The 14,421-nt window shown below is 42.0% G+C and carries 17 protein-coding genes; 14 read left to right on the top strand and 3 right to left on the bottom strand.

Annotated features, from left to right (window positions below):
* Positions 1 to 38 precede the first annotated feature (38 nt).
* The 5 genes from FOF60_RS17200 (at position 39) to phoU (ending at position 4,504) form a co-directional block, all read left to right on the top strand.
* Positions 39 to 992 carry a PstS family phosphate ABC transporter substrate-binding protein gene (locus FOF60_RS17200; protein ID WP_192470875.1) on the top strand — a complete coding sequence of 318 codons (954 nt, stop codon included), beginning with the start codon at positions 39 to 41 and terminating at the stop codon, positions 990 to 992.
* 133 nt (positions 993 to 1,125) lie between these two features.
* Entirely contained in the window at positions 1,126 to 2,082 is a 957-nt protein-coding gene (pstC, locus tag FOF60_RS17195; protein WP_192470876.1) for a phosphate ABC transporter permease subunit PstC, read from the top strand.
* A gap of 1 nt (position 2,083) precedes the next feature.
* The gene (pstA, locus tag FOF60_RS17190) at positions 2,084 to 2,968 is read left to right on the top strand and encodes a phosphate ABC transporter permease PstA (protein WP_192470877.1); all 885 of its coding nucleotides are present in this window, start codon (positions 2,084 to 2,086) and stop codon (positions 2,966 to 2,968) included.
* Positions 2,969 to 3,031: 63 nt separating this feature from the next.
* Positions 3,032 to 3,805, top strand: a complete 774-nt coding sequence (gene pstB, locus FOF60_RS17185) for a phosphate ABC transporter ATP-binding protein PstB (RefSeq protein ID WP_225649973.1) — start codon at positions 3,032 to 3,034, stop codon at positions 3,803 to 3,805.
* A 39-nt stretch (positions 3,806 to 3,844) separates the two neighbouring features.
* Positions 3,845 to 4,504: a phosphate signaling complex protein PhoU gene (phoU, locus tag FOF60_RS17180; RefSeq protein WP_192470879.1), complete on the top strand. Its 660-nt coding sequence runs from the start codon at positions 3,845 to 3,847 to the stop codon at positions 4,502 to 4,504.
* A 268-nt stretch (positions 4,505 to 4,772) separates the two neighbouring features.
* Here phoU and FOF60_RS17175 read toward each other — a convergent pair whose 3' ends face one another.
* Together FOF60_RS17175 and FOF60_RS17170 are read right to left on the bottom strand one after the other, a co-directional pair.
* Positions 4,773 to 5,252, bottom strand: a complete 480-nt coding sequence (locus FOF60_RS17175; RefSeq protein WP_192470880.1) for a hypothetical protein — start codon at positions 5,250 to 5,252, stop codon at positions 4,773 to 4,775.
* Positions 5,249 to 5,623, bottom strand: a complete 375-nt coding sequence (locus FOF60_RS17170) for a hypothetical protein (RefSeq protein WP_192470881.1) — start codon at positions 5,621 to 5,623, stop codon at positions 5,249 to 5,251. Before FOF60_RS17170 ends, FOF60_RS17175 begins: the two co-directional genes overlap by 4 nt.
* A gap of 327 nt (positions 5,624 to 5,950) precedes the next feature.
* Between FOF60_RS17170 and FOF60_RS17165 the strand changes: the two genes are divergently transcribed.
* From FOF60_RS17165 to FOF60_RS17125, 9 genes are all read left to right on the top strand, one after another.
* On the top strand, positions 5,951 to 6,394 hold the full coding sequence (locus FOF60_RS17165) for a DUF4912 domain-containing protein (RefSeq protein WP_192470882.1): 444 nt from the start codon (positions 5,951 to 5,953) through the stop codon (positions 6,392 to 6,394).
* Complete coding sequence (locus FOF60_RS17160) at positions 6,391 to 7,605, top strand: glycosyltransferase family 4 protein (protein ID WP_192470883.1); 1,215 nt, start codon at positions 6,391 to 6,393, stop codon at positions 7,603 to 7,605. The genes FOF60_RS17165 and FOF60_RS17160 overlap by 4 nt, the downstream gene beginning before the upstream one ends.
* Positions 7,602 to 8,234 (top strand): hypothetical protein, encoded by a 633-nt coding sequence (locus FOF60_RS17155; protein ID WP_192470884.1) that lies wholly within the window; start codon positions 7,602 to 7,604, stop codon positions 8,232 to 8,234. Before FOF60_RS17160 ends, FOF60_RS17155 begins: the two co-directional genes overlap by 4 nt.
* Positions 8,235 to 8,290: 56 nt before the next feature.
* Positions 8,291 to 8,440, top strand: a complete 150-nt coding sequence (gene rpmG, locus FOF60_RS17150) for a 50S ribosomal protein L33 (protein ID WP_192470885.1) — start codon at positions 8,291 to 8,293, stop codon at positions 8,438 to 8,440.
* A 158-nt stretch (positions 8,441 to 8,598) separates the two neighbouring features.
* Positions 8,599 to 9,168, top strand: a complete 570-nt coding sequence (locus tag FOF60_RS17145; RefSeq protein WP_192470886.1) for a 5-formyltetrahydrofolate cyclo-ligase — start codon at positions 8,599 to 8,601, stop codon at positions 9,166 to 9,168.
* Positions 9,158 to 9,946, top strand: coding sequence for a DUF92 domain-containing protein (locus FOF60_RS17140; RefSeq protein WP_192470887.1), 789 nt, complete (start codon positions 9,158 to 9,160; stop codon positions 9,944 to 9,946). The genes FOF60_RS17145 and FOF60_RS17140 overlap by 11 nt, the downstream gene beginning before the upstream one ends.
* 455 nt (positions 9,947 to 10,401) lie before the next feature.
* Positions 10,402 to 11,352: an L-lactate dehydrogenase gene (locus tag FOF60_RS17135; RefSeq protein WP_192470888.1), complete on the top strand. Its 951-nt coding sequence runs from the start codon at positions 10,402 to 10,404 to the stop codon at positions 11,350 to 11,352.
* Between the two features lie 153 nt (positions 11,353 to 11,505).
* Complete coding sequence (locus FOF60_RS17130; protein WP_192470889.1) at positions 11,506 to 11,703, top strand: hypothetical protein; 198 nt, start codon at positions 11,506 to 11,508, stop codon at positions 11,701 to 11,703.
* A 147-nt stretch (positions 11,704 to 11,850) separates the two neighbouring features.
* Positions 11,851 to 13,389 carry a rhomboid family intramembrane serine protease gene (locus FOF60_RS17125; RefSeq protein WP_319801539.1) on the top strand — a complete coding sequence of 513 codons (1,539 nt, stop codon included), beginning with the start codon at positions 11,851 to 11,853 and terminating at the stop codon, positions 13,387 to 13,389.
* Here the strand turns inward: FOF60_RS17125 and FOF60_RS17120 are convergent.
* Positions 13,361 to 14,242: a hypothetical protein gene (locus FOF60_RS17120; protein ID WP_192470891.1), complete on the bottom strand. Its 882-nt coding sequence runs from the start codon at positions 14,240 to 14,242 to the stop codon at positions 13,361 to 13,363. The two genes, FOF60_RS17125 and FOF60_RS17120, sit on opposite strands and share 29 nt — an antisense overlap.
* Positions 14,243 to 14,421 lie beyond the last annotated feature (179 nt).

Here is a 14,421-nt window from a genome sequence, read left to right as displayed (position 1 = left end):
AGGACATAACATCCACATCTCGTAGGGGGAATTCAAAAATGAAAAGTCTTAAAAAGATGAGCATGTTTTTAATGCTGTCAGCTGTTATGGTATTCGCTGCAGCTTGTGGCGGTGGAGATAACGAAGGTGGAAACGGTGAGGAACTTGAGGGCAGCGTAGTCATCGACGGTTCTGGGACAGTTTATCCATTCATGGCACGTATGGCTGAAAACTATATGGGAGAACAAGAAAATGTCTCAGTTGAAGTAAGCCGCTCGGGAACATCTGCAGGTTTCAAGAAATTCCTTGCAGAAGATGGAACAGACTTCAACAATGCTTCTCGCCAGATTAAGGAAGAAGAAAAAGCGGAAGCTGAAAAACTTGGTATTGAAGTACAAGAAATGAAAGTTGCACTTGATGGGATTACAATTGTCATCAATAAAGATAATGACTGGGCTGCTGAACTTACTGAACAAGAAGTAAAAGATATTTTCCTTGCTAGCGCTGGAAAGAAAAAATGGTCTGATGTCCGTGCTGATTTCCCGGATGAAGAAATCAAGACATACGGCCCTAACGAAAACCACGGAACTTACGAGTTCATGTTCGAAAATATCCTAGAAGAACAAGATTTAGTTGAAGGTATCAATCTGCAGCAAGACTACTCAACACTTGTAGATCTAGTATCAAAAGATAAAAATGCAATTGGTTTCTTTGGTTACGGTTACTATGAAAGCAACCAAGACAAGCTTTCTGCGGTAAAAGTGGACTTCGGCAATGGCCCTGTAGAGCCGTCCCTGGACACAATCAAGGAAGATGGTGACTATGCTCCATTCACACGTCCGGTGTTCACTTATCTAAACGTGAACAATGCTAAAGAAAAACCACAAGTACTTGATTATGCTATTTACACAATGAACAATGCACAGGATGTTGCCAAGGAAACTGGCTTCGCGCCTTTAGCTGACGAAGATGTAAAAGCTGTTCTTGATACATTGAATGGCATGAAGAAGTAAAACCAGGCACTTGAGGAGATGAGAGGTTTAACCTTCTCATCTTCTTGCGTGTGAATATGTTATTTTATTTTCCCTTGGGTATTATAAGGAAAAGTTCTTCCTTGGATGAGAAGGATGAAAGGGGTTTATTCGCGTGGCAAAAAGCGTTGTTCGAGATCACGGCCAAGAGTTGAATGTTCGTGAAATCATACAGGAAAAGAAAAGAACCAAAAGCATCACAAATACAACTGAAAAATTAATACCAAAAATATTATTTGGAATTGCTGCAATCTCAGTTTTTACGACAATTGGAATTGTACTTACATTATTGACCGAAACAATCGCCTTTTTCAGGGCTGTTCCTTTTATAGACTTCTTTACAGGGACTAAATTGAAGCCTCTTGGTGAAAATGCAGTCTTTGGCGTATTACCTTTGCTTACGGGTACTCTCATTTCCACTGTAATTGCGATGCTTGTAGCTATTCCGGTTGGACTGATGACAGCGATCTTCTTGAGTGAGTATGCTTCTGAGAAGACTCGCAGGTTCTTAAAGCCAATCCTGGAAATTTTGGCAGGGATTCCGACCATCGTTTATGGATTCTTTGCTTTTACTTTTGTAACACCGTTATTGAGATCATTTATTCCTGGCCTGGAACCGACAAATATATTGAGCCCGGGTATCGTAATGGGAATCATGATCATTCCGATGGTTGCTTCTTTATCGGAAGATGCGATGAGTTCTGTACCGAACGCCATGAGGGAAGGTGCTTTGGCTCTCGGTGCGACAAAGCTCGAGGTAACATGGAAGGTTGTCATCCCGGCAGCCATTTCAGGAATCATTGCCTCATTTGTGCTTGGAATTTCCAGGGCAATTGGCGAAACGATGATTGTTGCGATTGCCAGCGGCAGCTCAAAGAACTTTACCTTTGACGTAACACAATCAATGCAGACAATGACGGCGTATATTGTTGAAGTAACTGGCGGCGAGGCTGCTGCCGGCACAACCTTATACTACAGTCTTTATGCTGTTGCCATGACATTATTTGTGTTCACGCTGATCATGAACCTTATCGCTCAGTATATCTCTCGCAAGTTCAGGGAGGAATATTAGGATGAAATATGTAGATACGAATCAAGTCCAGAAAAAAATGGGTTCCAGATTAATGGCAAACAACCTTGCAAAAGGACTATTCCTGCTTGCCACACTTTTTGGCCTAATCGTTTTGGTTGTCTTGATCTACCGTGTGTTAAAAGATGGATTACCATGGATCAACGTGGATTTCTTGTTGAATAGACTATCGACTGACCCTGAAAGAGCCGGGATATGGGGAGCGATTACCGGAACCCTTTGGTTAATGGTTGTAGTAGCTCCTGTAACGATGCTCCTTGGAATCGGAACAGCGATTTATCTTGAAGAATACGCAACCAAAGGCCGTATTTCTTCTTTTATTAAGACCAACATTTCTAACCTGGCCGGGGTTCCTTCCGTTGTTTTCGGTATCCTTGGTTTGACTGTGTTTGCAAGGACCCTTGATTTAGGTTCAGTTGTACTTGCCGGCGGATTGACGATGGCACTGCTCGTACTGCCAGTTGTTGTGGTGGCAAGTCAGGAAGCGATTCGGGCTGTACCCCAATTCCTCCGGGAAGCATCTTTTGGCATGGGCGCTACTAAATGGCAGACAATCAAGAATGTCGTTTTGCCAGCTGCATTGCCTGGGATTCTTACTGGTGTTATTCTTGCCCTGTCACGTGCGATTGGGGAAACCGCACCACTTGTTGTTATAGGCATTCCTGCACTGTTAATACCTATTCCAGACGGAATCTTTGATAAATTCACGATATTGCCAGTACAAATTTATTACTGGACAATTGACTCTGCACTAGTTGCTGAGTATGCTAACCTGGCAGCTGCAACAATTGTCATTCTGTTGCTCGTTTTGTTTGTGATGAACTCAATTGCCATCTTAATCCGTAATAAATTCCAAAAGAGATATTAGTCTGGGAGGTTTTAACATATGTCATTAGTAACAGATAAGGCGAAAACGACTGTAGATACAAACATGGTGAAAGAAGATGCTCAAAAGGTTGTATATGAAACAAAGGATCTTAACCTGTGGTATGGAGAAGGTCACGCGTTGAAAAATATTAATCTTGCGATAAATGAGAATGAGGTAACAGCTATCATCGGGCCATCCGGCTGTGGTAAATCGACATACATCAAAACATTGAACAGAATGGTGGAGTTGGTCCCTACTGTTAAAATTTCCGGAGAGATTTTATACAGAGGGAGAAATATCCTTGAAAAGTCCTATCAGGTTGAGGACTTGAGAACAAGTGTCGGCATGGTGTTCCAAAAGCCGAATCCATTCCCAAAATCCATTTATGACAATATCGCTTACGGACCTAAGATCCATGGAATCCGCGATAAGAAGATCCTTGATGAAATTGTTGAAAAGAGCTTAAGAGGTGCTGCAATCTGGGATGATGTTAAAGACCGTTTGAACCAGAATGCCTACGGCTTGTCAGGCGGGCAGCAGCAGCGTATCTGTATCGCACGTGCCCTGGCCATTGAACCGGATGTCATCCTGATGGACGAACCTACATCTGCACTTGACCCGATTTCAACCTTGAAAGTCGAGGAACTGGTACAGGAATTGAAGAAAGACTATAGTATCATAATCGTTACACATAATATGCAGCAGGCTGCCCGTATTTCTGACAAGACTGCATTCTTCCTGAATGGGGAAGTCATTGAATTTGCCGAGACGGATAAGATCTTCTCTAATCCATCAGACAAGAGGACTGAAGATTATATTACTGGACGATTCGGTTGATTTTTTATCTTGAAAATTTCATTGGAAGGATGAGGATGCATGGTAGTTAGAGGGAAGTTTGAAGAAGATCTGAAGACATTGCATGAAAAATTGCTGGAGCTCGGAAACTTTGCGGTCACCGCACTTAACCAGTCGCTCGAAGCCCTTGAGAATAAGGATATTGAACTTGCTTTGAAAATCCTTGAAGATGATGCGGAAGCTAATATACTGGAAGAAGAAATCAATGATTTTGCGATTTTATTGATCGCTAAACAGCAGCCAGTTGCTGTAGATTTAAGACGGTTGATTGTTGCGATCAAAATCGCGACAGATATCGAGAGAATGGCGGACTTTGCCGTCAATATTGCCAAGTCTACAATCAGGATTGGTAAAGAACCGCTTGTAAAGCCCATTGAGCACATCAAACAGATGCATCAATTATCAGTAGAAATGCTGAAATTGTCGCTGGAAGCCTATAATGAGGAAGACCTGGGCAAAGCGAGACAGGTTGCCCAGATGGACGATCAGGTCGATGACCTATACGGCCAGACCATCAAGGAACTATTAAGCCTTGCGCAAACAAAGCCAGAGCAATTGGCCCAAATCACACAGTTGTCATTCATCAGCCGTTACCTGGAACGCGCAGCTGACCACGTGACAAACATCGCTGAAAATGTATTTTACCTTGTAAAAGGCAAGCGGTACGATCTGAATCAATAAGCATTTGGAGGAGAGGGGAATCCCCTCTCTTTTTTTATGGCTCTTTTCTCAAACTTTGTTGCTATTGACTACAAAACAAGATTGAATGACCTATTTTTCTTCGCAAAGTTGACTCTTTTGTGAGAAAAGAGCATGCAAACTTAATACCGACCAGCAAAATAGTCTTCTATCACGTTAAAATCGGCTTTAGGATTTTAACAACAATCTTTACGAAAACAGCCTTTTATGTTCACAAAAATAGACCCTCCAAAAGAGGGCCTACAGTTCATTATCTATTTTTCGTAATGATTTTTGCGATTTGGTGGTAATCAAGGCCGCTTTTCAATTCATACTTGCCGATTTGTACCTTTGTATGGTAACCCTTATCAATAAGGAATCGCTCAAATTTGGATTCGTCATCGATGATCCCTTGACTTTCCAGCATCGTTGCGACATCACCAGGTGACATGCCTCCAGCGATAATGAGGGTAAATGGCTTCTCCTCTTTAACTTCCTCGACCTTTTCTTCAGTGGCTTCTTCTTTCGGCTTTTCTTCTTTCACAACTTCTGCTTTTTTCTCGTTTAGTTCGGCAAACTCGGCGCTGCTCAACACCTTATAGCCCTTATCTTCAAGTATCTTCGTTGCATCTGACACCGCAACAACTTTCTTCTTTGGTTCTTTTTCAGCAATCACGCTGCTGCCTGCCCAGAGAAAGATCGCTGCAAAAATGAGTCCTAATGCGAATGCTTGTGCTGTTCGTTTATTCATACGATCTGTCCTTTATCAACAAATTCATTAATGATCTCCTGAACTTCCTGGTTCGTAAGAGATGATTGCTTTGCAATTTGGTTTATATCCATCCCTTGCTGGGCAAGCGACCATACCTGATTTTTTATGATATCGTGGATTTGCTTTTTGCCAGTATTGAATGAAGATTGCTTTTCCAGAGTTGTATCGTTTACGAGCAGTTCTTCCTCCAGTACCTTTAGCTTCTTTTTGATCTGGTATAAATCCTGGATTTGCTGGATTGTCAGCTGGTCGATTTCTTCGCGCAATTCTTTGTATGGATCTTTCAAAAAGAAAGAAAGTGCGAAAAGAAGCGCGGCCAGGACAAAAAGGCTGATGATTATGTAGCCCATCTGTTATTCCTCCCGAGCTGTTATTAGAACACATAGAATTAGTTTACCATTCAAGGCAGGAAAATTCGATTTATATTTTTTTCTGAAAAAAATGATAGATTTGTCTTATTATGATTTCCATTCACTGTAAAGGCTGTCGAATTACCGCCATATTTGTAATCCTAATAGACTATTGAAAAATAATTGGAGTGTTCACCACAGAGTATCCAGCAAGCTGCAAATTGCGACAATTTGCGTTCATTGTGGCTGGAAGAGGAACGTGCTAACATAAATTCAATGAATATATTTTCAATTCCATTAATATAATGATTCATTTGGGGGTGCATCGTGACGGAGAAGGATCATCATATATACAAGCTTCAGGACCAGTTAGTTGCGAGAAGCCTTACGCCTGAAAAGATGCTGGTTTACTGGCAGCTGCATGATGAAAAAGTTCAGTTCATCTGCGAATATTTTTATATACCGGAAGACCAGGTCATAAAGAGCCTGCGGTTAATGGAGCATGGTTCCAGTATAGTCCTTCATGAGGTCATTCTTCGTCAAGGAGTGTCAAGCTGGGTGTTCAAGGGAATCAAGCCGAACGGTAATTATTATGTTGAATTAGGTGTTAAACGCAGTTCAGAGACATTTTTGCCCTTATTAAAATCAAATTCGATTATTCATGATAGCAATATCCGGTTAACGGCGGGGCAGCCACTTTCACCCGGCTGGATTGGAAAGGTAAGCACCTACACCTATTATGAGAATTTAGAAGGGAGCATCCACAATTGAAAGGCATCGGGAGTCAAAAAGAGAAAACTATTTTGATGCTCTCATGGGAATATCCCCCCCATATAATAGGCGGGCTTGCCAGACATGTACATGCACTGGCAACTGAACTTGGCAAAATAAATCAGCAAATTCACGTTTTAACGAGCAGACCGAATGAAAGCCGAGAATATGAACAACAAGGAAATGTACATATCCACCGGGTAAATCCAATTAATGACCAGGATATGGATTTCCTCTCCTGGATGGCCGGGTTGAATCTAGCAATCATTGAAGAAGCATTAAGAATCGCCAACCATATTGAATTTGATCTTGTCCACACCCATGACTGGATGACAGGACCCGCTGCAAAGTTTCTCAGCAGAAAATTGGAGATACCACTGATTGCAACAGTGCATGGTACGGAATTTGGCCGTAATAAAGGCGTTTTTACCGAGCTTCAGCAATTTATTTCAAAGAAAGAGAATGAACTTTGCCATTGTGCTGATGAAATTATCGTATGCAGTGACTTTATGGAAGCTGAGATCCTCTCATTATTTAAAGTCCCCAATGAAAAGATTTCGGTCATTACGAATGGGGCAGTGTCAGAAAAAGTGCAGCAAACCCATTTCGATATTGAAGAGTTATATCCGTTTTTAAAAGGAAAGAAAATGATTTACTCCATAGGAAGAATCGTTAAGGAAAAAGGATTTCAAACCTTGATTGCTGCTGCAGACCTGTTGAAGATGAATGCCAAGGATATATGTTTTGTGGTAGCGGGTAATGGGCCCTTATTAGAATGGTACAGGCAAAAGGTTAGGGAGCTGGAACTGAATGGGTTTGTCCATTTTATCGGCTTCGTTAATGAAGATATCCGGAACAGCTTGATGAAGAGAGCTGATATCGCTGTTTTTGCCAGCAGTTATGAACCATTTGGACTTGCTGCTGCTGAGACACTTGCTGCAGGTGTCCCGACTGTCGTCGCGAAAACCGGTGGCATGCAAACTTTGATAGAAGATTATAAAACGGGTTTCTATATGCAGTCAGGGGATGAAAAAAATCTAGTCCGCATTATCGAATGGATTCTTGAAAATGAAGCCCGGTCTCAGGAAATCGCCCGAAACGCTATGGAATCCATCAATGAGAAATTCAGTTGGTCACAAAATGCAAAGGCAACAGATACACTGTATATAAGAGCGCTATCAAACAATTGCCAAAAGGAGGGTATTAAATGAAGACGAATGCTTATCTCCAGATCGACAATGAAGAGAACTTCGGACGGAGCAGGAAACCATTGATTTTTAGTCCAGGCATATGGGTGAATGGAAAAGTGTATTGGCTTGGGAATATGACGGAGAAACTCCTGCCTCAGGAAGATTTATCGATAAGAATCAAACAGGCAAATGTTCATTCTAGGGTTGATTTTTTCGATCTTTATGTGACGAACCATTCCAAAGTTGGCAAAGAAGCGAGATTAATCCTGATGCAGCGCCATGCAGAAAGTCCCAATGAACAATTCAGCTTTGTCTCACCAAATGAAAATGTCATTTTCCATTTTGCAGATAAAAGGGTTTACCTCGTAAATGGTTTGAATAGCAATGGGAGGATGAAACAGTGTACAGTTCAGCCAATCTGGAATGTTAGCACTGAACGGCTTTGGAATTGCCGGAAATCAGGGAAGCTTAATTATCAGCCAATGGCAAAGGGATCTGCAGCCAGCCTGTTTTCGCTCGATCTGAAAATGAACCCCCGTGAAACACAAAAAAGCAGCTGCTGGATGATCGAAGGAAGTGAAAAAAACACAGTTGTTCATTTGAATGCAATGCTTTTAAAAAACACACTAGCAATTCCCGACAAAAAGTGATATTATAGAAAAGTCGTATGCACGAACCTAGCTCGAATAGTTTGGAGGGAAATTACATGCGTGTAAATATTACATTAGCTTGCACAGAATGCGGAGAGCGCAACTATATTTCTAAAAAAAATAAGCGTAACAACCCAGATCGTCTTGAGCTTAAGAAATACTGCTCTAGAGATAAGCGCGCAACTACACATCGCGAAACAAAATAAGCAGCGGGATTTTTCCCAGCTGCTTTTTTGTTTGTCTAAAAACCGATAAATCATTTCTCCGATGCTGGCAGTAATGGTATTGTTAATATATATAGCTAATATCAAATATACAGAAAGCAAATACATAAACTAGCCTATAACGTTTGGGGGAAGCATGAATGGATGCAAAAAAAGATCTGAGAAAGAGCATTAAAGCAAAGTTATCAGAGATTAGCCTGCCTCAATACGAAGACCAGTCATACAAGATTGCGCAGCAGCTATTTAAAACTGACGAATGGATGGAAGCTTCAACAGTGGCAGTAACTGTTTCGAAAGCTCCGGAAGTAGATACCTTCCAAATCATCAGGAAGGGCTGGGAGCAGGGAAAAAGGATGGTCGTCCCAAAATGTGAACCAAAGCCACGGAAACTGGATTTTAGGGAACTGAAGCGATTTTCGGAACTTGAATCAGTCTATTATGGTTTATTGGAGCCGATTGTTTCAGAAACGATTTCAGTGAACTCTGATGAGATAGACTTAGTGGTCGTCCCAGGGCTCGCTTTTTCAAAGAACGGCTATAGGCTTGGGTTCGGGGGAGGATACTATGACCGTTTTCTGGCAAACTATCAGGGGAAAACGGTTTCTCTGGCGTTTAAAGACCAGATTCTATCTGAGGTTCCCGTTGAAAACCATGATATTGCGGTGAAGAAAATAATTACCAGCGAGGGAGTTATCATCATTGGAGACTGACCAGCTCTTGGTAATTGGATTTATCGCAATATTCTCGGCAGCTTCAGGATATTTTAAATTTCTGAAACCATCGGGAGCTTTTGCCGCTTTTTTGACCGGGCTGTTAATATGGGCTGGCTTCGAATTAAAGGGACTTATCTTATTGGGGGTTTTCTTTCTCACTTCGAGCCTCCTGTCCAGGTATAAAAGTAAAGTGAAGGAACACCTCGGAGAAATACATGAAAAGGGCTCGGCAAGGGATTGGGCCCAGGTAGCTGCAAATGGGGGAACCGCAGCATTAGCGGGTCTGGCCAATTTTATTTCACCCGACCCGGTGTGGCTCATTGTCCTTGCAATCTCCATCGCCAGTGCCAATGCAGATACATGGGCATCAGAACTGGGCGTATTAAGCAAACAACAGCCAGTGTCTATTAAATCCTTTAAAAGAGTACCACGAGGAACCTCGGGTGCAATTTCGGGATTTGGAACAGCAGCTACTGCCGCGGGGTCCCTGGTGATTGCCTTAACCGCTGGATATCTATTCGGAATGGGGTCTGGAGGGGTGTTCTTAGTATTTTTATTCGGCTTGGCAGGGTCGCTGCTGGATACATTGCTTGGTGCCTACCTGCAGGCAGGATTTCAATGTGTCCGCTGTCATTTGCCTACTGAAAAAATGATCCATTGCTCCAGTCCAACTAAGCAGATATCAGGTTTTAGCAGAATAAACAACGACGCTGTGAATTTCATCTCAGGTTTTACAGTGGCTATTATGGGAATGTCTTTATATAACATTCTTTAAAACGATAATGGCTCTGTTAAAGATGAATGTTGTTTTTACATCCTGTTGATTGTAGTGGAAGGCGCGAAGACTCCTCCGAAAATGCTACCGCATTTCCATCGTGCGTGGGCAGGTTCGAGGAAGATCAATCATTGTCCTGCGGGATGAGAAAGTCATGGGGAGACCCCGCAGACGCATAAAGCGCCGAGGAGGCTCCCCGACTGCAAGGAAGAATTTCATCTTTGAAAAAGCCGGCAGTTGGGCTTTTTCATAATTCTTCCCCGCGGAAAGCGAAGCGCCTGGAACGAAAATCAACAGTCGTGTTTAACAAAGCCAATCAAGGCAAAACTTATAGAATTGAAATGTAACAAAATGTTTATAATGATAACGTTTACTAAGAATATTAGCCATATATTCAGCTGTAAAGAAAAAGTACAATCTAAATAATGAGTAAATTATATAAGGTGGTATTCTAAATGAAAAATCATGTAAACCGTGTTGTCCTGGTTGGAACAGGCTTCGTTGGTTCAAGTTATGCATTCGCGATGGTCAATCAGGGAGTAGCTGAAGAGTTAGTGCTTGTTGACCTTAACAAGGAAAAGTCAGAAGGGGACGCCATGGATCTAAACCATGGTATGGCGTTCGCTCCTTCCCAGACGAAAATTTGGTTTGGTTCGTATGCTGATTGCAAAGATGCAGATTTGGTTGTACTTTGTGCAGGAGCCAATCAAAAACCTGGAGAAACAAGGCTTGATCTTGTGGAAAAGAACGCAAGGATTTTTAAAAGCATTGTCGATGAAATCATGGCCAGCGGTTTTGACGGGATTTTCCTTGTTGCAACAAACCCTGTCGATATCCTCACATATGCTGTATGGAAATACTCCGGCCTGCCAAAGGAACGCGTAATAGGTTCGGGGACAATACTCGATACCGCAAGATTCCGTTTCCTGCTAGGAGACTATTTCAAGGTAGATACTCGGAACGTCCATGCCTATATCATAGGGGAACATGGTGATACGGAATTGCCTGTATGGAGTCATGCTGATATAGGCGGTAAGCCGATCGCCAAAATGATGAAAGATCAGGAACATTATAAGCACGATGACCTCGAGGGAATTTTTACGAATGTACGTGATGCTGCCTATCATATCATCCAGCGTAAAGGTGCTACCTACTACGGAATTGCCATGGGTCTTGTCAGACTGACTAAAGCGATTCTCCAGGATGAAAACTCGATATTAACCGTTTCAGCACACCTAAGCGGTGAATATGGCCATGAAGATATCTATATCGGAGTTCCAGCTATCGTCAATCGGAACGGCATCCGGGAAATAGTCGAACTGTCCCTGGATGAGGATGAACAAAAGAAATTTGACCATTCTGTAGAAGTTTTAAGGAAAGTCATGGAACCGGTCATAAAAGGATAGAAAAATGGGCTGCTGATTACTGCAGCCTATTTTTTCATATTAAATATTTTGCAACCGCTTTCTTCTATTATATATACATTTTGTACAGTGGACTTTAAAGATGAGTGGATAAAAAAATGGGTTTATTACCAAAATAAAAAGGGAGGGATATATATGGTAAGGAAAATGGTCTCAATCTTCATGCTTGGACTGGCAGGATATTTTGTTTTTGAGAATAGGTACAGGCTCATGAATATGCTTCTTGGCAACAGGTTTTTACGCCGGGTGGCTGTGGGTTCAATCATGGGCATGCCTGGTATTAGGAGCAGAATGATGGATTCATTGTTCTCAGGACCTTCAGAGTATCAGTAAAAGACCTTGTCGGGTCTTTTTCTGTTTCGGAGGGCTATTGATATCTTGGTATTGAAGCTTTAGTTTATAATAATTAAATAGAGGAAAAAGAAAATACATATTAACGGCTGGGACCGGAGCAGGAAAGTAGGGGAGAAGTTGGCTTTTTTGGAAGAGTATTTGTTTTGGAAGGTCGCGGAATTCCTGATTGTGAAGAAGGAGTATCGTATCCTCCAGATATCTCAGGAACACGGAGAGCTGTGGCTGGAAAAGACAGAAAACAAGCATTCGCAGGTTGTTCGCCTGCTGCATTATAATCTTGATTGGAGCAACTGGCTGCTTCGCGATATTGGAATGACTGCGGAGAATGGAGACAGAATCCGCAGGAAACTGGCTAAAGGAGACTTGAAGATTCTCAATCTTTATTTTAGTGCCTATCCCCCAGTTGATGACTATGAGTTCAGGATCGCCGAACCGGCACTTTCTGATAATGGCAAGGTAACGGTTGAGTCTATTTTAGTGGATAGGGCCAATGCGTCAGAAGCATTAATTCAAATAGAAAATAGGTTCGACGGCCAAATCGAGATTGAGCTGGCAGAGGAATTTTCTGTGGATGTTGTAGAGTCCACTAAGAGAAATGCCCTCTCCAAAGCGGTTGGCCGAGCTAAAGAAGAACAATCTGTATTTAATTATGGAAAACCCTTTTTCACCTATCTATTTATTGCTGTCCAGGTGCTGATGTTCCTCGTTCTTGAGGCAGCAGGAGGAAGCACGGATACATCAACGTTGATAAAATTCGGTGCAAAGTTCAACCCGCTGATACTTGAGGGAGAGTGGTGGCGCTTTTTCACACCGATTATCATCCATATTGGATTGCTTCACTTGTTCATGAATACCCTCGCTTTATACTATTTAGGGACGATGGTTGAACGGCTTTACGGCAATATGAGATTTTTGTTTATATATATTATTTCTGGCTTCAGCGGTGTGCTGGCGAGTTTCATCTTCAGTCCGAATCTTTCTGCAGGAGCGAGCGGCGCGATTTTTGGCTGCTTTGGCGCTTTACTTTATTTTGGTGTCGCCAAGCCAAGGCTTTTTTGGAGGACATTGGGACTGAATATTCTTGTTGTTCTTGGCATTAACCTTGCTTTCGGCTTTACTATTCCTGGAATCGATAATGCAGGACATATAGGGGGACTTGTTGGCGGATTCGCATCAGCTGGCATTTTCCACCTTCCTAAAAAGAAACGCCCCATGCTTCAAGGAGCATTCCTGGTTATTTCCGTTTCGGCCATTTTTTTATCATTGCAGTATGGTTTCAGCGGAAAAGCAAACTTAGTAGATGAAAGATCCATATTGGTTCTTGCACAACAGCATGTAAAAGCGGAAGAGTATGAGCAGGCCAATAAGCTGCTGACAGATTTTCGCCAGCAGGAAACACTTTCGGCCGAATCATTATTTATGCTTTCTTTTACAGAAATAAAGCTGGGCCAGCTTGAAGAAGCCGAAAGTAATCTTCTAAAGGTTATTGACTTGGCTCCTGATTTCCACGAAGCTTATTATAATTTGGCCTTGATTTATTTTGATGAAAAGAGCCTGAAGGAAGCCAAAACTTATGCTGAAAAAGCGGTAGAGTTAAATCCTGGGCAAGAAAGTTACCGTACAACACTTGAGCAGATCAATCGCTACCTTGAAGAAGCTGCTTAAGCACGATGCTCTCACCAGAAGCGGTTTGCGTCACAACCAGCAGATGGCTTTTATCTCTTGAAACCAGAATCATAGGCATGGTACTGTCAATCGGATTAACGACAGTGCCATCGCTTTTTTTTATGCCCAGGTAATAATTCTTATACAATCCTTCCCAGAGCTTCCCGAGGATATTGGCAGTTTCCTTTTGTGTAAAACCTTTTAGAGGCTGGTCTTCGTACTGTCTGATTGTATCGAGCGGTACAGTTATATAATTCACAGCTTTAAAATCATACGTTTTTTCAGCCTTGCTTAAGCTTTTATTAAGAGTGTTACTTACGCTCTGGTCAAGAACTTTCTTCCATTCTTTCTCCTGTTTGCTTTTAGCGACCGAAAAGGACTGAAGTGGGCTGAAAGGAGAATCAATTACATATAGCATATCATCAGACATCCTCTGCGAGCTTGTGATTCTATCCCCGTCACCATGAAGTTCCGAATAATGAAAAGTGATGGCGTCATATTTTGCGCTTTCTCCGCGTGAAATGAAATCTTGCTGCTCTAAATCCGCTGTCTCCTGCTCCCACTTAGCAAACTTTCCTTTCAATAGACCATTTACAAACAAGAGCCCCATATCCTGTCTCAAGTATGCATCCTGGTCCAAAGTTGACTGTACCTTCCAATCAACTACATGTTTATTATTCTTTTTATCTTTTTGTAACGTTAATGACGTGCTTGCGCTTTTATACTTTACTGCATCATTCAATGGGAAAAAAGTGATGGTCTCCTCTGTACTGTTAGTATTCTGGAGCTGGATCATCAAAGCAGAGACTGCTATAGCCAGTGCACTAATACCCAAAAATAAATACTTTTTCATTTGCTCACCCTTTTCATATTGTCAGGAGTCGGTATAACCACTATATGATACTTGTCCGGAACACATGCAATTAAGTATGATTTTCTCTTTATTTGTCTAAGATGGTGAAAGAAGTGGACAGGAAAATACTGGGCAGCTTTATTGGCTGCCTGCTCACGCACTAATTGCTTTGTTCTCTT

Source organism: Mesobacillus jeotgali (genome assembly GCF_014856545.2).
Taxonomy (GTDB): Bacteria; Bacillota; Bacilli; order Bacillales; family Cytobacillaceae; genus Mesobacillus.
This window is presented reverse-complemented; position numbering and strand designations above follow the sequence as displayed.